Genomic DNA, 18,843 nt, shown 5'->3' with positions numbered 1-18,843 from the left:
TATGGCGATGGAGATCAATGTTCTGCTGGTGGATGATGAAGTAATCGATTTGGAATGGCTTAGACGGCGTGTAGCCGGCAGTGATCATTTGCCTTTGCATAGCGTGAGAACTGCAACAAGCGGGTTTGCCGCTTTGAAAATGATGGAGCAGCACCCTGTAGATATCATTCTCTCTGATATCGGTATGCCGATTATGTCAGGCGTGGAATTTGCACGGAAAGCGAAGGAGATTAACCCAGATGTCCATATTCTATTTATTAGCGGACATCAGGATTTCAATTATGCCAAGGAAGCGATTCAATTGAACGCATACAGTTATTTGCTTAAGCCTGTGGATGATGACGAGCTGAACGAGACGCTGACCGAACTCTGCACAAAGATTGAGAAAGAGAGGACGCAGCGTACTTCCTTGTCGGAAACGCTGACGCTTGTTAATCAGGAGCTACTGCTGCGTTGGTTTAACGAGGCTGCACCGGGACAGGTTGAAACGCACATTCACAACGTTCTCACGCCATACTTACAAGGTGCATCAGCGGTTGCCCTCATTGAGATCGACGACATGGCGCGAAAAATCCAAACCTGGACGGAAGAAGAGCGGAGTTTGTGGAGCAGCACTGCCAATCAGTTTATCCGAAAGTTTGCACAGGATCAAAATTTGGGCATGGTGATTACGACTTATGACTATCACTTTGTGATCCTTGCTGCGGTTCAGGAACAATATTTTACAGCTTTGCTGGAAGAGTTGATTCGGGCGTTCTATCAGGAGTTCTCCTGTTCGATTACGATCGGAAGAGGAATGTACACAACCGACCCGGTCAAGCTACATGATTCCTATCGGCAGGCGCAGGCCGCTCTAAGCATTAAATGGATCGTAGGGAAGAATAGGTTGATCCAAGATGCCTCGGAATGGTCTCCAAAGGAAAAGATGGCTTCGGACTTAGAGGTTATTGTGGATCGTATGCTTAAAGCTATGCTCGACTACGACCTTACCACTATTGATGATTGCTTGCTTCAGCTATTTGCCGGAGACAGCCCGATCTCCCAGAAAAACGACATCTACGATATCATTATCCGGATTACCTCTAAGCTTCATGCTGATCTGCAGCAAATGAATGAGCATTTGTACGAGATTTTGAATTGGGATTCTCATCATCCTTTTGTGCTGTTTCAGTTCGAAACGGTGCATGATATCCTTTCGTGGCTGAGAAGAAGATTCTTTGAACTGTCGGAGCTGCTTTATTTGAAACGCCAAAGACAAAAGCGCAAGTTAATTGATGAAATCACGGAGTATGTGAAAGAAAGATTAGATCAAAAAATAACGCTAAACGAGGTCGCCGCACATTTCGACTTTACCCCTAACTATCTAGGGCATCTGTTCAAGGTCGAAACCAATAGTCTCTTCAGCGATTTTCTAAGTGAATTGCGTATGAAGCGGGTATGCGAGCTGCTCGAGGATCCTACGAAGAAAGTATATGAGATTGCGGAACAAGCCGGATATAAAAATATTATTTATTTCAATAGGCAGTTCAAGCAATATATGGGCATGTCGCCCGGCGAGTACCGGAAGAAAAATAAAATCTGAATCGATTACTTATTGAGGAGGCTCATGTTCTATATGGAACAGGGGCTTCTTTTTTATCGAAATTGTTTATGAATCGTTGAATTAGTATTATGTTTAGTTGTTTCGCTGAATTATCTCACCGCCGCCGTCCTTTTATAATGAGAGATATAGAGAAGAAAGGGGTGCAAAGATGAAAGGGCATACATTTTGGAGCGATTTAAAAAACTATAGGGTTCTGTTGCTGATGCTGGCTCCGGCGGTTGCTTTTTTTCTTCTGTTTGCCTATGTCCCAATGGCGGGCATTATTATTGCCTTCAAGCATTATGATTACGCGGGCGGTATTTTTGGAAGTGCCTGGAACGGGCTCGATAACTTCCGCTTTTTCTTTGAATCAGGAGATGCTTGGCGGGTAACACGGAATACAGCATTGTACAATATTGCATTCATCGTTGTAAATAACTCTTTGCAAATTTTTGCAGCCATTATGTTGTTTGAGGTCGGTGGCAAATGGTTCCGCAAAATTACGCAATCGGCGTTGTTTCTTCCCTACTTTATTTCATGGGTAGTTGTCGGCGCGATTGCCTATAACCTGCTCAATTATGATATTGGTACTGTGAACGCACTCCTTAGAGGACTCGGGCTAGAACCTATTGATATTTACAATACGCCTGCCTACTGGCCGTATATCCTAGTTCTCGTTTCCGCCTGGAAAGGCCTTGGATACGGAACAGTAATGTACTTGGCCGCGATTACGGGCATAGATACTGAACAGTATGAGGCAGCTGAAATCGATGGCGCCAATATTTTTCAGCGGATCCGGAAAGTGACGATTCCAAATCTTTACCCGACGATTATTATTTTGGTGCTGCTGGCGGTCGGGAATATTTTCCGCGGTGATTTCGGGATGTTTTATAACATGATCGGCAATAACGGTTTGTTGTTCTCTTCGACGGACGTTATCGATACTTTCGTGTTCAGATCGCTGATTACTTCGAATGATATCGGCATGTCGGCTGCGGCTGGCGTTTTCCAGTCCGTTCTTGGCTTCGCAACGATCATGACTGTGAACTATGCTGTTCGTAAATACGATAAAGACCGCGCCTTATTCTAACCGCATCAGAGGTACAGTTTTCATAATGGAGGTAACGATATGAAGCAGCTCGATCGTAAAATATTCTCGGGTATTGGTTATGTATCCCTAATCTTTCTCGCAATTTTATGTATATTCCCGTTTATACTTGTCGTATCTTCATCGCTGACGGAAGAGTCAAAAATATTAACAGATGGCTATCAATTTATACCTACGGCCTTCTCAACAGAAGCCTACAGCATTTTGTTTAAGTATCCCGACCAGATGATTCAAGCCTATATGGTGACCATAGGCGTTACTATAATAGGCACACTGTTTGGTTTGTTTCTGACTTCAATGACGGCTTATGCGCTATCCAGAAAAGATTTTAAATGGCGTAATAAATTTTCATTCTTCTTTTTCTTTACAACTTTATTTAACGGCGGTCTGGTTCCTTGGTATCTGCTTATGGTCAATTACCTCCATATCAAAGATACATTGCTGGCTTTAGTGATTCCGATGATGCTCAACGTCTTCTACATCATTGTTATGAAGTCGTTTATGGGCAGCATTCCGGAAGCAATCGTAGAATCGGCTAAAATTGACGGTGCAGGCGATTTTAAGATCTACGCTCGTCTAATCCTGCCTCTCTCCAAGCCGGCGCTAGCGACTATTGGTTTGTTTCTGGCTCTTGCCTATTGGAACGACTGGTACAATGCCCTTCTATTTATTTCCGATGAGAAGCTGATGCCGCTTCAATATTATTTGTACAAAATGCTTGGCAATATGGATGGCATGCGAAAAGCCATGATGGGTGCAGGAGCAGTCGTAACCACATCGATCCCAAGCGAGAGCTTGAAGATGGCAATGACGGTTGTAGCTACAGGTCCGATTCTGCTCGCTTATCCATTCGTTCAGAGATATTTCGTTCAAGGCTTGACGATTGGCGCTGTAAAAGGATGAACCCGGGGAAATCCGGTTTATCAATATAATTAATACAAGGGGGAAGGCTTGAAATGCTGAGAAAAAATAGATTCATTATGCTCGCACTCGTTTTAACCTTCGTAATGATTTTGAGCGCATGTGGTGGTGGCAACAACGCCAATACATCCGCTAAGGCTACCAATAATGCCGCTGAGGTAACAAGTGAGCCTACAGAAACAGCGAGTGCAACGAATGCAGCCGAAACTTCAGATACCATAGACACCTCTAAAGAAGTAAAGTTGAAAATGATCTTCGTTGGGCCTAAACCGATAGACTATGATAGTGTTTTTGCTGAAATTAATAAGAAACTGAAAGAAAAAATTAATGCGACCCTTGAGGGCGAGTTCTTGGACTGGTCTGACTGGGCTCAAAAATATCCACTGAAGCTGGCGGCAAATGAAGATTTTGATCTCATCTATTCGGCAAACTGGGCTGGTTATAATGATCAGGCGCTGAAAGGCGGATTTCTAGAATTGACCGACGAGCTGCTTACCAAATATATGCCGCAAACTAAGGAAGCTATGTCAGATGTGAGCTGGGATCAGGCAAAAGTAAACGGTAAGCTGTATATGGTTCCGCAAAACAGAGGAGAGTCTGTTGAAAAGCTGATTCTATATCGTGAAGATTTGCGTAAGAAATACAATCTTCCTGAAATCAACAGCCCGGAAGCATATGCTACCTATTTGAAGACGATAGCTGAGAAGGAAAAAGGAATTACACCTTTCACTCCGGAAACGGGAGACTGGAAGTATCATAATTTGGACCGTGTATTACTGAAGCAGCAAAACGAATGGAATATGTTTGACCTAGATCTTCCATTTGCCTTCAAACTGACCGATGAAACAGGTAAAGTCTTTAACGTCTATGAAACGCAAGAGTTCAAGGATCTACTCGTGTATTATAAAGATCTTGCTGATAACAATGCCTGGTCGAAAAACGTTCTGAACAGTAAAAATGATCATCAGGCGGATTTTAAAGCAGGTAAAACCGCCTCAATTACGCACAATAACGGAACACTTGGGGCACTCATGGCCTTGATGCGCCAAGAAAATTCTCCTTATGAAGTAGCATTGGCTGATATTAACCAAGGGAAGAAAAAATCAGTGGCGATTTCTACACAAAACGGTACGTCGATTCATGCGACTTCCAAAAATGTAGAACGTTCCTTGATGCTGATCGATCTGCTGCAAAACGATAAAGAACTGCACGACCTGATGATGTACGGAATTAGTGGCGTGCACTATGAACCGGTTGGCGACACCAAATATAAAGCACTCGACAAAAATCCGAACTTTACCGGCTTCTCTAATTGGAACTTCAACTCGCCACTTAACCTTGACAATGAAGCATTCCCTCAAGAAGCTAACGATCTGGCTAAGGGCTGGGAAGCTAACGTCTACCACTATGCCCTTGAAACCTTTGTATTCGACAATAGCAAAGTGAAGACGGAAATTGCCAATGTGGGCAATGTAATGCTCCGCTATGCCATTCCGCTTGAGTACGGCGTAATTAAAGATATCGACAAAGGCCTTGCAGATTTGAACAAACAGCTGAAATCAGCTGGCATTGATAAAATCCAAGCTGAGCTGCAAGCGCAAATCGATGCTTTCTTAGCGAACAAGTAATATACAGGATAAGGGAGGCCCAACAGTCATGAAATGGCTGTTGGGCCTCCCTGTTTTGGGGGATCGTCCGAATATGAGGCTCACTAGTGGACACAGCTGTGCGGCGTATGAAGAGTTGAAAGGTTGGATTTGTCTTTGTATGAGCTAGTATAATAAGGCAAGAAGCTCCCTCTCGGGAGCCTAAATAGCTTCAAGGACATCATAAGCCGGCCATTAGCTTCGGAGATTGGAGAGAGATATGAAAAACATATTGTATAAGTATATGAGTAAATTTACATCTCTTAATGAAGAGGATCAGCAGGATATTGTTGAGGGTATCCTTATAGAGGAATTTAAAAAGGGGACAGTGCTCCTTAGACAAGGAGATGTTCCCACAAAATGTTTTTTCGTGCTAAAAGGTTGTGTTAGGCAGTACTCGATAGATGAATCGGGAAAAGAAGTCACATCTAATTTCTACACAGAAGAGCAAGCGGCTTCGATTTTTAATCGGCATCAAGAAAGTAAGCCCTCTGCGTACACCTTAACCTGTCTGGAAGATAGCACATTGGTGGTTGGTGAACTTAATGCGGAACAAGACATGCTTCACAAACACTCGCAATTGGAAACGATGATCCGCAAAATGGTAGAGGAAAACTTAGGTGAGGTACAGGATGAATTAACTTCATTTATCGCTTCCAATCCTGAAGAACGTTACAAAGCTTTGTTGCGAAAAAGACCTCACTTACTCACTCGCGTACCTCAGCATCAATTGGCCAGCTATCTGGGGATGACACCAGAGTCATTAAGTAGAATTAAGAAGCGGGTTCATTCCAGTGATAACTAAAAAGAAAGTCATACACTTTTGGGGAGTTTTCCTCCTCTAAGCAGCAGCCATATCCCAAAGCCTAGTTCTCCTACAATCATAGGAATAGTGAAAACGTAATTTAATGTTGTAATGACCCCTTCGTATTGTGGAAGAAATATTTTGCTTAGATGAATGATCATATAACCTATTGAAGCAAGCAGCAATAAGATGCCGATTACTTTAGGGATGATGTCAGACTTTAAAGCCACACAGCCCACAATTAACAGATGCCCGCCAAAAACGACTAACCCCATAGACCAAATCCATTGAAATGCTTCCAGAAATAACATCATAATTGCTTGAGTCTGTTCGATTTTTAATGAGGAAAAGTCGATTGTATTTCCCGTGAGCAGCAGCACAACGATCAAGTTTAGTATAGCGATTCCCAATATAGCGGAATAGGTTAGACGAAGCCATGCGCCGAGTAAGGAGAGCTTTTGGTTAATCGGTTCTAGAAACACATAAAACGCCCAGGCGACCAGGATGTCAGTAATCATAATGATGATCCAACCCAAAATTTCACCTTTGAAAAGGTTAGTCGATGACACAAGGTTATTGAATGTGACGCTGGCATCGCCCTGAACAACAAGATTCTCATGGACAAAGCCATACGAAAAAAATGAGGCAAGGGTCATGATAATAAGTGAGATTCCAGCAGTTAAAGCGGACTTTCGCTGATTCGATAGATCTTTTTCTGAGATAGCCATAGATAGCCTCCTAAAGGACTTTTTATTTTCATTGTAATTAGGAGTAGTATGGCGGGCATTGACTTAAATCAAGAGTGCATCATCAGACAGAAAAAAATGCTTATTATCACAATAACGGAAGTTCATCCAGCCGTTCGTAAATCAACAATCCTTTCTCTTGCGCAACCTGTACCATTTCATCGGCACCCTGAGATGATCCTCCAACTCGAAGCACGGCATCACAGTAATTAAGCAGGCGAATGGAAGACGGATGGAAAATCCGGTTGAAAACGTCGTCTCCTAGATTAGTGGAACCGGCTGTAGCAATAAGAGGCAAAGCATACCACTCCCCCAGCACTGGCATATGCCCAGCCTCGTAAACTTGAAGAGCAATTTTATTCATGCATTTGACATTTTCCTCGATTAATACTGGATCATCATTGGTTCCAGAACGATACGGGCCAGCGATAAGGATATGCAGCGGTTTCGATTTTACCTTCAAGAGACCTTGGATCTGAGCGTATTGGAGCAGCATTACCGTCTTAGCATCACGAATCTCGCCGCTTTGGACCATGTCAAGCGCTTGAGCAAACGAAAGTTCCACTACTTCAATATTTTCCTGTTCCTCCTCAAGTCCCCCACCCGGACCTTTTGTCATGACATCACTATACTCAGCTACAAAGAAGTGCAGGGTTTCGGTAACAGATCCTGGTGACATATAGACCTCGCCAACTTTCTGCACTCGGTCGATACGGTACCCCGTCTCTTCCTCCGTTTCCCTCAGAATACTTTCTTCTGGTGTTTCTTTATCGAGTAGCCCCGCGCAGGTTTCGATAAGCATTCCAGTCACATTGCCGTTTAGATAAGTAGGCATTCGGAATTGTCTCGTAAGTACGATGGTTTGTTTGTGTCGATTATAGAGTAGAATGGTCGCTCCGTTGCCTCGGTCATACACTTCACGGGATTGTGTCTCCCATTGTCCATTTTCTTTTTCATACTTGAATGTGATCTTCTTTAAGGTGTACCAGTTATCCGATAGAAGTTCCTCTTTTATGATCCGTACTCTTGGGTTGTAATGCTGTGCCTTCATCTCATTTCCTCCCTAGAAAAATCCCATTTTCTTTAGTCATTTCGAGGGCTCCATTCTCCTGTAGAAGCCGATTGACGTGGTTTCGAAATTCGTCTATAGCCGCACCGACAAGTCGCTCTTTTGCGTTCATCGGGGTCGATATCATATATTCAATCAGGGGTTCAGCTTCGTCGACTAACAGACGGTCGTCGTAACGTAGTAACCGAAGATCGGAGAAGCAAGAAGACAGCAGGTCTCCTCCGTTACCCAGATTAAATCGTTTAATAGCTTGATCCAATACATGAAGGTCGGGGTCGAACGAGACCGCCAATTGTTCAATCTCTTGTAGGTGTTGAGTGCTCATTGTAGAGGTGCATATTATACCTCCTCGCTTTAGTACGCGGTGTATCTCGTGGATCGCTTTAGGGATGTCCGGCACGTGATACAGCATGTTGTTAGCGATAACCACATCGAAATGCTCATCGTGGAAGGGGATTTGTTGCGCGTCAACAGATAAGAGCTTAAACTGTGAACTTTTACTTCCTAAGCGGCAACGTGCTTCTTCTACCATCCCGCTCGAAATATCAGTAAGTGTGATGCGCCAACTGCTTGGAATTCGTTCGGCGTTTCTTATCCAAAAGGTTCCATCGCCGCCACCTAATTCTAGAATGTGGGCTCCAGGGTGCACCTCCAGTTGTTCAAACACCCAATTATGCCAGCCTTGCGGATTTGTACTGAACTTGTCATAAAGATGTATCCGCGTTTGCAAGCGGCTCGCCGTCCGATACTGTTCCCCCCAATCTTGCTTACTCTGCAAGGTTTGAATAACATTTGCTAAGTGGTTCCAATCAGACCGATTGACCGACATTTGCATAGCATCTCGTATTGCATGAACTACATGCTCCGTATGAGTGATTTTTCTCTGTAGAACATCGAGCTGTGCTTGTAATGAATGTCTGATCTCCCCTATGGATAGCGACTCTGCATCTAAGATGTCTTTTATTTCTTGAAGTGATAGCCCTAAGTATTTCAACGTTTGAATTTGCTGCAATTTTTCTAGGTCTTTCATGTTATAAGATCTTATCGATCCCGCATGATGATTTTCTGGAATTAGAAGCCCAATCTGATCGTAATATCGCAATGTCCTGACCGTTATTCCTGTACGCTTTGCAAGCTGCCCTGTCGTTAAATAGTTCTCTTTGTACATCCTTTCTCACATCCAATCGATTGCTCCAGCGTGTTGTTCTCAGTTAGTATAGCAGGTGACGTAACGTCACCTTCAAGCAAAATTTATGCATAAGAAACAGAGGGCAAGCACCCTGACAGCAGTTGGCCTTTCAGCGCCCTCTTGGAAATAATCGGAGCAAATCAACAGGGGTGGAGATTTCGTTTTCCGGGCATGTTACTTAAAACATGTTAGGAGGGGATAAGGGATGTCCAGAAGAAACAGGAAATATGCAGTGCCGGGAGTCAATCGCGGAATGCAAACGTTTAAAGCCGAGGTGATGCGGCGCGAGGGTTATGATGTAGATCCGGAGCGGCCTGATGATGTGAAATATGAAGTCGCAAAAGAACTTGGTATCCCATTGGAACACGGTGAGAATGGACATTTGAGTACAGAATCAGTGGGTCAGATTGGCGGAAAAATTGGTGGATCGATGGTCCGCGAGATGATTCGTCTTGCACAGCAGCAATTGGTGGATCAGGAAAGGGAGTAGCATTTTTTCTAAATCATAAAGTTGCAGAAAATATAGGAGGCGGCTTTAGTCCTGAATTGCCTGGGACTGAGACCGTTTTCTTTGTGTTTTCCCAAAACAACCTAATTAATGGTAGAATTTTACCGATGTTCCACGGTATAGTGAAGAAGGCTATAACACCATTCAATTCTGTATTGGGAGAGGAATCGTCAGATGAATCAGAGGTATCGTAAACGCAACACAGCTGCTTTCACAGGGGTATCGTATTTTGCATTGGCTGCAGGTCTTTTTCTATTCTGTTTGGGGGTGTACAACGACGATTGGGAATTGAACGTGAAAGGGTATTATTTGCTTTGCATGGTGTTAATTACGATTAGCTGTATCGTTGTGCAAAAGGTCGTTAGAGACAACTCAGAGGATAAAGAAATTAAGCTAGAAAATCCGAAACACAGGATGAGAAATACAGGGGCTTTCACAATTATGGCTTTTGCAGGCTTGGTTATTGGGTATGTAATGTTCTTTATTGGTCTGTACAATGCTCCATTTCAATTGAATGTAAAGGGGTATTATATAGCTGTTATTCTGTTGATTTCATATAGCGCCGTTGGCGTTCAGAAAGTGACGAGAGATAACGCGGAGGACAATGAGATTCTCGCCGAGCAAGATGCCAGGAGGGACATTCAAGGGTAAAGAGGGACCTAGATAAGGAGTAGTGAGATGAAATTTTTAAAAGAAAATCTTTTTTGGCAGTATCCAGTAAGCACTTTTTCTATTACAGATGAGAAGATTGAAATTGTAACTGAGCCTAATACTGATTTTTGGCAACGTACCTATTATGGATTCAGAAATGATACTGCACCTGCGCTGCTAATGAGGACTGACGAGAAATACTTTTCTTTAATAGTGAAAACTGATTTTGACAGCGCTCATAGATTTGACCAGTGTGGAGTCATTATTTATCAGGACAGTGACAATTGGTTCAAGGCATCGATTGAATATGAGAATGAAGAATATCAAAGATTGGGTAGTGTAGTTACGAATCACGGATATTCGGATTGGGCAACCACAGATATCGACGCAACAATAAAAACAATGTATTACAGATTAAGTCGGCGTGAGAGTGACTTCTGTGTTGAAAATTCTCTTGATGGGATTACATTTAAGCAGATGCGTATTTTTCATTTGTTTGAAGGGAGTGAGCATATCAACTTTGGTTTATATGCTTGTAGCCCAGAGGATTCGTCATTTAAAGCAACATTTACAGAAATAGAAATCACAGAATGTCAGTGGTTGGAACATAAATAAAGTTAAGGAACTAAGAATAAGCTAAAGGAGCCTCGTGAGTAGTGACGAAGCTCCTTTTTATTTTAAAATCTTTGTATGTTAAAAAAGTTTTGAATGAACTAACTAGGTTGGCGTAGGCACTCTTTTTTTAAATAAGCAGCAAAGCTCTTGATATTCATCCGTATATGCCGATTATTGCCCTCGAGCTTACTCATCATGATGCCGCCTTCCATGATGGAAAGGGAGAAGGTAGCTAGTGCCTCAATATCGAGATCAGGTTTGAATTCACCACTTTGTACACCTTCAGAAATGATTTTCTTTTTGAATTCAAGTGTGCCTATTAGGGCTTGCTGGGCTTTTTCACGTAAGCCTGGATGACTGTCGTCGCTTTCAATAGCCGTGTTGAGCAGCGGGCACCCCCCAATAAAGGGTGGCGCTTCAACTACTTTCTCGTACACATGTAAATAAGCTAATAGCTTGCCAGAGGCCGTTTCTTGCTGACTAATGGCATGAGCTAGTTGGGCCCCCACAATACTACCCGCATAGCTAAAGGCTTCATATGCAATCTCATCCTTACTGGAAAAATGACGATAAATGCCACCTTTCTTAATGCCTGTCAATTCTGTTATATCAGATAAGGATGAGCCCGAATATCCTTTCTGGTTAAACAGTTCAGCGGCTTTAGCTATGATGTAATTGCGAGTCTTCTCACCCTTTTCCATTGTCATCCTCCGTCCTTGATTGTATATGTACACGTAGTATATCAAATGAAATTATTCTGTTGCAAAGAAAAGCATCTATGCTATTATAAAAGATACCGATCGGTATCTTTTATAATAGACAGGGGTGGAAACCATAATGGAAACGACATGGTTTAAGGAATCCAGGTATGCATGGATTGGATTAGGATCTCTCTGGGTTATTGGATTTATTGGTGCATTGACTCGCTTCAGCTTGTCTTTTTTTCAGGTGCAAATATCGACGGATTTACAGATTAGCAGGGGATTCATCTCAATGGCATGGTCCACCAATTTATTCATCGTAGCCGTATGCGCGCCTTTGGGGGGCTGGCTCGTGGATCGTTATGGCACAAAGAAGATACTAATGTTAAGTGCAATCATGAGTACTTTGGGTACTGGTATTGTCGTGTTAGGCCACCATCCTATTGTCTTTTTTATTGGATACGGTGTTATCTCTGGTTTGGCAGGTATTGGGGCGACGACAAATTATATATTGATGTTTGAATGGTTTCGGCATCATCGGGCTAAAGCAATGGCCTTGCTGGCGAGTGCCTCTTCTGTAGGATTAGCGATTATTACACCCATTTTCGTATCCATGGACTGGCTGACTTGGAAAAACGCCTTTGTGGCTTCTTTTATCCTAGGTGTTTGTGTAACACTTCCCGTAATTTGGTTAGGAATTAAGAGTTCACAACAGAAACATACGGAGAGAGCTCCTTCGGATCGTTCAATAGAAGTCGAAGGTCAAGATACATCACCTAGAGTAACTCCACCGTCCAAGAAATTTATTTCTCTTCCTATCTTTGTCGTAGTCGCGATTGCGCTGTTCACCTGCGGTATCAATATGGGATCCGTCGAGATGAATTTGGTAGCCATACATCAGTTGGCAGATGTATCACCAAGCATGATCGCCTTATCTATGAGCATCCTTGGTATTATGGAAATCACGGGGGCACTCATTTGCGGCTATTTTCTGGACCGATACAATAAATTAATGATGATGTCTCTATTGTATGGCATTCGTATTATAGGTTTTGCTTTCCTCTTTATGCACTTGGGAAGTTCACCTATTCTTTTTGCTATAGCGTTCGGAATTACCTACTTAAGTGCATTACCAGGTGGAATGCTTGTCATTAATGAGTTTGCAAAGGGTAAAGGAAGACATACCGGTGTTCTACTTCTCATGCACCAGGGCGGCGGTATAGTAGGTGTATTAATTGGAGGCCTATCCTTCGATTATTTTGGGAATTATCAGAACTTAATTGTAGTTGATGTTATAATCTGTATCCTCGTAACGCTAGGGTACTTCGGATTATTCACGACACATAGAAGGAATCTTCGGATTCAAAATAAGAAGGTTGCAGTAAGTGAGGCACTTTGACTTAGATATGGAGGGATGTAAATATAACTGCGTGCATAATTGGCTATCTTGTCCTTCATATTATAGAGGGTACTCATCTAAGAACAAAGGAGAATATAATTTGCAGCAGCAACCACAGTTAGGAAGTATAACGATGGGCGGACAGCAGCTAGGTCACGGCGCCCACGAAATGTTCGATGTGCACGAGGTATTGTCCTGCCAGATCAATTTACTGGACCAGTTCATGATGTTCAGAACCTTTGTACAGGATCAAGAGCTACTGTCTATCTTGGATCGGCAGTACAATTTCATGCTGGATCAGTACAACTTGACCTGCCAATGTTTTAAGACAGGGCAAAAGCCAAGCCAGGAAACGGCTACCTATCTTATCCCGAATATGACACAGCCGGTTTACGGCCTCCAACCGGCCCCGCCCAAGAAGCCTAACTCGTCACTGGCGGATGTGAAAGATGCGGGCGTCAGCGGGTATATGTTGGGTCTAATCAAATCCCATGCCTCACTGCTGGCCATGTCTTCACCGGAAGTGACGAACCCAGCGCTGCGTCGGGTGCTGGCTTCACAGGTGCAGCATTTTATTGAAATGGGATATGAGTTGTTCCTTTATCAGAACAAACATGCCTATTATCAGGTTCCGCAGCTTCAGGTTTCAGTAATACAGCAGATGCTGGATGCCTATGTTCCCGCTGCCGGATCTCCTCAGATGCCCGTAAATAATTAGGGCGCTGACCATTCTAACTGTAGAAGACCCGACTCGCTTGTTGTTGAACAGGAAGTCGGGTCTTCTTTTGCCTGCCTAAGCCTATACCAGAATAAAATAACACCCGATAACGCATAGTAACACCAGACGGAGGGGATATACATATGGGTACTCCAACTGGCAAGCTACCTTGGTGGCAGCTTACTTTATTTGGTGTAGGCTGCACGATTGGCACGGGATTCTTTCTTGGTTCCAGCATCGCTATCCGTAAGAGCGGATTATTGGTGTTGGTTATTTTTGTGTTGGCGGCTGTGGCAACTCTGTTCGTCTATGAGGCGCTGGCCCAAATGACTATACAAAATCCTCAAAAGGGCTCTTTTCGTAGTTATGCCAAAGAGGCTTTTGGCCGCTGGGCCGGGTTTGGCATGGGCTGGATCTATTGGTACTCAGAAATTCTAATACTCGGCAGCACCTTGACTGCTTTGGGTCTGTTCTCGCGGGTCTGGTTTCCGAGTTGGCCGCTTTGGGTTTTTACCGCAATTTATGCTGTACTGGGTCTGCTGGTCATTATTCTAGGTAGCCAGGGGATTAACAAAGCGGAAAATCTATTCGCCATGATCAAAATCGCCGCGGTACTGATGTTCATCGTGGTCGCCGTGGTTGCCCTTTTGAGGGGAAGGGGGAATTGGGATACGGTTCACAGTTCGGCAGCATGGTTGAATAAAGGATGGATGGGTGCTTGGAAAGGGTTACTTTATGCGTTCTATGCTTTTGGGGGTATTGAGGTAATGGGCTTTATGGCGATGGACCTACGCGACTCAAAAGAAGCTCCAAAAGCAGGCAGGTTTATGCTGCTGGGCGTGACCCTGCTCTATGTACTGTCGATAGGACTCGCCCTATTATTCGTGAGCCCTGAGAAAGTGAGATCTGATCAAAGCTCAATTATTGCTGCACTTGAAGCGATGGGACTACCTATTCTTGTATATGTACTGAACGGGGTAATGATCGTGGCCGGGTTCTCTATTTTAGTGGCTTCATTGTATGCGGTCTCGACTATGCTGGTAACCTTGGCCGAGGATAAAGATGCTCCTTCTTGGCTGGCGGTGACCAAAGGAAAAAGAAAGATGCCGCTCTACGCGCTTGGTATCAATATGCTGGGCCTGTGTGTGACAATTGTACTGAGCTTGTTTCTGCCAAAGCAAATTTTTGAGCATATCACCACGGCGGCCGGTCTAGTTATTTTGTACACATGGCTATTTATCCTTGCCTCTTTCCTTAAGTTATTGAGACCAAAGATGGGCGGTTGGATTAGATCCATGGTCGCTATGGCGCTGATCATTACTGCCGTGGCAGGTACACTTTTTGAAAAAGGGGGCCGTCCCGGCTTCTGGTCCAGCCTTCTGATCATCTGTGTCATTGCGTTGATTACCTGGTTTAGGGAGCACCTCTTGAAAAAACGCGGACAAATCTCATAAGCGCTTAAGAGTGAAATTTAATTCCTATTGCTTTGAACTTGTTCTTCATATAAGTATATGGACATTTAGACGGCGCACTTTCGTCATCTCGCAGAAAATATTGCTTCCATTCTAAATTGCTCTCCTGCCCATACCATTGAAGGGAGGGATGTGCGGGAACACTGTCGTAGTCAGCAAGCTTCTTGCGGATCTGCTTCTTCATATTGCGGCCAAATGCGGTAGAATCATTAATATTCTCGAACACCCAACGCGGCTGAAAAGCAATGACAAAATAAGGGGTATGGCGGCTTCTCCGCAGCTCATGTGCCGGGGTTGCGCAGAACGCGAAATACGGGTGCCCATCAAAGCAGAACTCCCACGAAGGATGGGAGGGATCTGTAGAAATTTCATCCGGCCAGGGCACCGTGTCCACCGCACTGACGCGGCCCAGAGTGGACCAGAACAAATTCTCATATTCCTCAATGGAGAAACCTTCCGCCAAATCTTCCGGAGTTTCAAAAAATAGAACAAGGGAAGCATATTTTCCGGTATCCCGCGAGCATTCCCCATATTGACGAAGTAATTGAGCGACCTCTATTGCAGACTCTTCACTTCGTGGATCAGCTACGAAGCCAAAACGCAAATGATTGGACAGAAATCCCTGACGTCCCGGAATACAGGGATATTTGCCTTCGGGATCTGCAATCATAGATGTAAATTGACGAAAAGCATCCTGCTGCCAGTAAGGTAGCTCAGCCAGATGTTCATCCAGCCAGACCTTTGTGTTCAAATGGGCCATCCAAAAACACCCTCCTCGTTAAGTTCAAAACATCCTATGCGAAGGGAGGGAGATGGGTGAAGGCCTAGGAAAGCTCTTGCTGGTTGAACCTATTAGCCAAACAACTGTATAAATGCCTGAGAACCGAAGTAGATGCCAAAACCAAGAAGGCAAATCCCCGCGGCAAGGGAAATGAACCGGAGCATAGAAGGGCCGGTGAACCGATGAAAGAAGCTAGACAGCATCGCCATCACCACATCCCAGAGTAGGATGCCGACAAAAATACCCATGCTGTTCCACAGCACCTGATCGAAATGTTGATTTTCTATGCTTTTGGCCAGAATGGAGCCGTAGATACCTAACCAGAACAGAATGCTGAGTGGGTTCATTAGTGCCATCAAAAAGCCTGAACGGAAGGCGCTAGTGCCGGTCTGTGCACCTCGTGAGGCGGATCCAGGCACGGCATTGATATTTTTTAAGGTGTCAATTCCGGTATAAAGGAGAACGAAGCTGCCGAATGTCCACAGGAAGGTTTTCATAAACGGGGTATTCAGAAAGTGGGCTAGTCCAAAGTAAATGAGTAGCATATACACTAAATCCGCACACATAGCCCCCAGTCCGATCATCCAGGATTGGAAAAATCCCATCCGCGCTCCCCGGTCGAGCTGGGCTGCATTGATGGGACCAATCGGTGCAGATAACGAAATTCCGAGTACGATATAGGTTAAAAAGCTATTCATGGTCATCGCTCCTTGAATGAGATGTTAACTTGTACAAGTCATTCTATTCAAGAAGTAGGTAAGTTAGAAGACGAGCCATTTGGCACGAACCTCTTTGCGACATACTCTAAAGGATCTCCACGGCAATCGGTGTACATTTATACCCGTTGCAGACACTTTCGGAGCAGGGACAAGCCGATATGGCAATGATCAGATCCATCTCAGCCCGCAACTCAATATAATCCCCAGCTTTAGAAAGCGGTCGCTCCACGCTGACTTTTCCAGAAGGATCAATGACAGTATTCATAAAAAGATTAAACGGATAATGCTGATCGGGAGCGGGCAGGCCAAACTCCTCCAGCGCCTCATTCAGGTTATTGTAGCAGCTGGCGTGATTCTTTTTGTTATACAGCACCTCATACATCTCGGGACGACAGGCAGAGTTAATGAAATCATGGCGGCCCACAGTATCCTTAATAATCGTAAGCAGTGGTCTGTATTGATTGGAATAGAGGATGTCCCCCGGAAGCACATTCATCTTGCCTAGAGCATCTATCGTCACACCAGGGTCAATTCGCTCATTAGGGCGAACGGCGTTATAAGCAGCGAAATCTGCTACTTGCTCTCCTTCTACATCGGTTACCCGGACGATCTGCCCTTTGTCCAACTTGAAGCCCAATCCCTTGGTTGCTGGAATCAGCCATTGTTGTTCGCTCATCAGTACTCTCCTTCGGGATAGTCATAGTCTGTGAGGGTTAGTATGGCTCTTTGCTAAAAAAGTCATACAAAGTATAGAGCTGTCTGGCGGCATCATAGAAAGAGTTTGCATTCAATTCGATGACAGTCTTTGAGGATCAGAATGACATTTATTTTGAAGGAAAACTCATTCGAAAGATAGCTCCACCATGCTCTCCGTTATGAGCGGATATAGTACCGTCGCACCGTTCAACAATTGCACGTGAAATGGCGAGTCCAAGTCCCGTTTCTCCATTCTTACCTTTAATAAAACGCTGAAATAGCTGAGGCAGTAATTGATCAGGAATACCTTGACCATCATCTATGACATCGATCTGCACTTGTCCATCCTGCTCCGAAATTTCTATATCCACGGCTTGTGATGCATGCCTGATCGCATTGCTCATAATATTTAGTACTGCTTGTAATAGTTTTTCCGAATCTCCATGAATATGAAGTTTTCTCGGGTTATCCACTTCGTACTTTACTTTGATGTCAACTTCCTCATTTATAGCTAATGGACGTATTCGATCGGCGGTTTTATCGATTAATTGTTCTACTGACACTTCTTCTTGATCAAAAATACCATCTTCACTTTCAAGCTTGGCTAACAAGATCATCTCTGTAACAATTCCCTTAAGTCGTTCACATTCACTTGAGATGACATCAAGACCATTGTCAGCACGATCCCCGGTGAAAATACCATCTCGTATTCCCTCTGCATAACCTTGAATCGTCATTAGTGGGGTCTTAAGTTCATGAGAAGCATTCTGGAAAAATTGTCTTTGAGCATGATGGTATTGTTTAAGTTCTCCTGCGAGATGATGGACACTTTGGGCTACCTCACCAATTTCCCCGCCAGTTTGAATGAGCTGCACCTCATCGAATTGGCGTTTTTCAACTTTTTTGAGCTCAAGCTTTAATTTCTCAAGAGGAGTAACGAGACGTTTGGTAATAAATAAACTTAGGCCAAAGGCAATAGTGCCCCCAATCACCATAATGAACATCATTCTTGTAAAAAGCTCTGATTGATATGATTTTACTTTGCTTAGCGGTGTAGACAAGACAAGGGTGGCTGCGGTTACAGCACTAGTTGGATCAAGATTCTGTGGATTAGAAGTTAAGGTCTCAACAATATATTTCTCCTGTCCATTTTCCCATAAATCCTGCTGATTGTGACTTGAATGCTGTTCAATGAGCGGTAGCCATGTCTGTGTCTGCGCTTCAGTCATTGTACTAAATAATATATTACGATTCGGCTCTATGAGTAACGCATCGACGGATCTATTAATTTCTTGAGCCGGCTGTACGATAGCTGCTGCTGACTGAGAAGGTGTTAGGTCTTGAACAGGTAACGAATTGACCAACTCCATCATTGCACTGCCTTGTGATCTTAGCTCTTCTCTTTGATTATTGATTAGTGTGTCCATTAGTAGAGGATAAACGAATGTAGCTGTAAGCACGAGTACGCATACCAGTAATATTCCAAATGATAAATGAAGCTTATAGATTAGTTTCAT

Annotated in this window: 19 protein-coding genes and 1 pseudogene; 12 read left to right on the top strand and 8 right to left on the bottom strand. The window is 43.8% G+C overall.

Annotation, left to right across the window (positions count from 1 at the left end):
- Positions 1-7: 7 nt before the first annotated feature.
- From MHI27_RS30255 to MHI27_RS30235, 5 genes are all read left to right on the top strand, one after another.
- Positions 8-1,582: a response regulator gene (locus MHI27_RS30255; RefSeq protein ID WP_405175305.1), complete on the top strand. Its 1,575-nt coding sequence runs from the start codon at positions 8-10 to the stop codon at positions 1,580-1,582.
- Positions 1,583-1,751: 169 nt separating this feature from the next.
- Positions 1,752-2,672: a sugar ABC transporter permease gene (locus MHI27_RS30250; RefSeq protein ID WP_042192982.1), complete on the top strand. Its 921-nt coding sequence runs from the start codon at positions 1,752-1,754 to the stop codon at positions 2,670-2,672.
- Positions 2,673-2,711: 39 nt separating this feature from the next.
- Positions 2,712-3,593: a carbohydrate ABC transporter permease gene (locus MHI27_RS30245; protein ID WP_076285013.1), complete on the top strand. Its 882-nt coding sequence runs from the start codon at positions 2,712-2,714 to the stop codon at positions 3,591-3,593.
- Between the two features lie 53 nt (positions 3,594-3,646).
- Entirely contained in the window at positions 3,647-5,239 is a 1,593-nt protein-coding gene (locus MHI27_RS30240) for an ABC transporter substrate-binding protein (protein ID WP_405175304.1), read from the top strand.
- A gap of 238 nt (positions 5,240-5,477) precedes the next feature.
- A complete protein-coding gene (locus MHI27_RS30235) occupies positions 5,478-6,062 on the top strand; it encodes a Crp/Fnr family transcriptional regulator (protein ID WP_042192976.1) in 585 nt (194 codons plus the stop codon).
- A gap of 8 nt (positions 6,063-6,070) precedes the next feature.
- On the opposite strand, the gene MHI27_RS30230 is transcribed toward MHI27_RS30235, so the two are convergent.
- The 3 genes from MHI27_RS30230 to MHI27_RS30220 all read right to left on the bottom strand — a co-directional run bounded on the left by MHI27_RS30230 (position 6,071) and on the right by MHI27_RS30220 (position 9,045).
- Positions 6,071-6,790, bottom strand: a complete 720-nt coding sequence (locus tag MHI27_RS30230) for a DUF4386 domain-containing protein (protein WP_405175303.1) — start codon at positions 6,788-6,790, stop codon at positions 6,071-6,073.
- Positions 6,791-6,896: 106 nt separating this feature from the next.
- On the bottom strand, positions 6,897-7,859 hold the full coding sequence (gene nudK / locus MHI27_RS30225) for a GDP-mannose pyrophosphatase NudK (RefSeq protein ID WP_405175302.1): 963 nt from the start codon (positions 7,857-7,859) through the stop codon (positions 6,897-6,899).
- A 1-nt stretch (position 7,860) separates the two neighbouring features.
- Positions 7,861-9,045 (bottom strand): MerR family transcriptional regulator, encoded by a 1,185-nt coding sequence (locus tag MHI27_RS30220; protein ID WP_076285008.1) that lies wholly within the window; start codon positions 9,043-9,045, stop codon positions 7,861-7,863.
- A gap of 226 nt (positions 9,046-9,271) precedes the next feature.
- Between MHI27_RS30220 and MHI27_RS30215 the strand changes: the two genes are divergently transcribed.
- The 4 genes and pseudogenes from MHI27_RS30215 (at position 9,272) to MHI27_RS30200 (ending at position 10,840) form a co-directional block, all read left to right on the top strand.
- Positions 9,272-9,556, top strand: coding sequence for an alpha/beta-type small acid-soluble spore protein (locus tag MHI27_RS30215; protein ID WP_076285007.1), 285 nt, complete (start codon positions 9,272-9,274; stop codon positions 9,554-9,556).
- A gap of 192 nt (positions 9,557-9,748) precedes the next feature.
- Positions 9,749-9,931: pseudogene (locus tag MHI27_RS30210) on the top strand (YiaA/YiaB family inner membrane protein); the annotation flags it as partial.
- Positions 9,932-9,988: 57 nt separating this feature from the next.
- Positions 9,989-10,225, top strand: coding sequence for a YiaA/YiaB family inner membrane protein (locus tag MHI27_RS30205; protein ID WP_305953467.1), 237 nt, complete (start codon positions 9,989-9,991; stop codon positions 10,223-10,225).
- Positions 10,226-10,252: 27 nt separating this feature from the next.
- Positions 10,253-10,840 (top strand): DUF1349 domain-containing protein, encoded by a 588-nt coding sequence (locus MHI27_RS30200; protein WP_341146728.1) that lies wholly within the window; start codon positions 10,253-10,255, stop codon positions 10,838-10,840.
- 98 nt (positions 10,841-10,938) lie between these two features.
- Here the strand turns inward: MHI27_RS30200 and MHI27_RS30195 are convergent, their stop codons facing one another.
- Positions 10,939-11,541 carry a TetR/AcrR family transcriptional regulator gene (locus MHI27_RS30195; RefSeq protein WP_405175301.1) on the bottom strand — a complete coding sequence of 201 codons (603 nt, stop codon included), beginning with the start codon at positions 11,539-11,541 and terminating at the stop codon, positions 10,939-10,941.
- A gap of 136 nt (positions 11,542-11,677) precedes the next feature.
- On the opposite strand from MHI27_RS30195, the gene MHI27_RS30190 reads away from it, so the two are divergent.
- The 3 genes from MHI27_RS30190 (at position 11,678) to MHI27_RS30180 (ending at position 15,112) form a co-directional block, all read left to right on the top strand.
- Entirely contained in the window at positions 11,678-12,940 is a 1,263-nt protein-coding gene (locus tag MHI27_RS30190; protein WP_405175300.1) for an MFS transporter, read from the top strand.
- 133 nt (positions 12,941-13,073) lie between these two features.
- On the top strand, positions 13,074-13,658 hold the full coding sequence (locus MHI27_RS30185; protein WP_042194715.1) for a spore coat protein: 585 nt from the start codon (positions 13,074-13,076) through the stop codon (positions 13,656-13,658).
- A 143-nt stretch (positions 13,659-13,801) separates the two neighbouring features.
- Positions 13,802-15,112 (top strand): amino acid permease, encoded by a 1,311-nt coding sequence (locus tag MHI27_RS30180; protein WP_405175299.1) that lies wholly within the window; start codon positions 13,802-13,804, stop codon positions 15,110-15,112.
- A gap of 4 nt (positions 15,113-15,116) precedes the next feature.
- On the opposite strand, the gene MHI27_RS30175 is transcribed toward MHI27_RS30180, so the two are convergent.
- The 4 genes from MHI27_RS30175 to MHI27_RS30160 all read right to left on the bottom strand — a co-directional run bounded on the left by MHI27_RS30175 (position 15,117) and on the right by MHI27_RS30160 (position 18,843).
- Complete coding sequence (locus tag MHI27_RS30175) at positions 15,117-15,890, bottom strand: YqcI/YcgG family protein (protein ID WP_405175298.1); 774 nt, start codon at positions 15,888-15,890, stop codon at positions 15,117-15,119.
- 92 nt (positions 15,891-15,982) lie between these two features.
- Positions 15,983-16,609: a LysE family transporter gene (locus tag MHI27_RS30170; RefSeq protein WP_076285001.1), complete on the bottom strand. Its 627-nt coding sequence runs from the start codon at positions 16,607-16,609 to the stop codon at positions 15,983-15,985.
- Positions 16,610-16,715: 106 nt separating this feature from the next.
- Positions 16,716-17,306, bottom strand: a complete 591-nt coding sequence (locus tag MHI27_RS30165; protein WP_076285000.1) for a DUF1989 domain-containing protein — start codon at positions 17,304-17,306, stop codon at positions 16,716-16,718.
- A gap of 148 nt (positions 17,307-17,454) precedes the next feature.
- Positions 17,455-18,843 (bottom strand): HAMP domain-containing sensor histidine kinase, encoded by a 1,389-nt coding sequence (locus tag MHI27_RS30160; RefSeq protein WP_341059150.1) that lies wholly within the window; start codon positions 18,841-18,843, stop codon positions 17,455-17,457.

Source organism: Paenibacillus sp. FSL H8-0261 (assembly GCF_045040645.1).
In the GTDB taxonomy this organism is placed as follows: domain Bacteria; phylum Bacillota; class Bacilli; order Paenibacillales; family Paenibacillaceae; genus Paenibacillus_AQ.
This window is presented reverse-complemented; position numbering and strand designations above follow the sequence as displayed.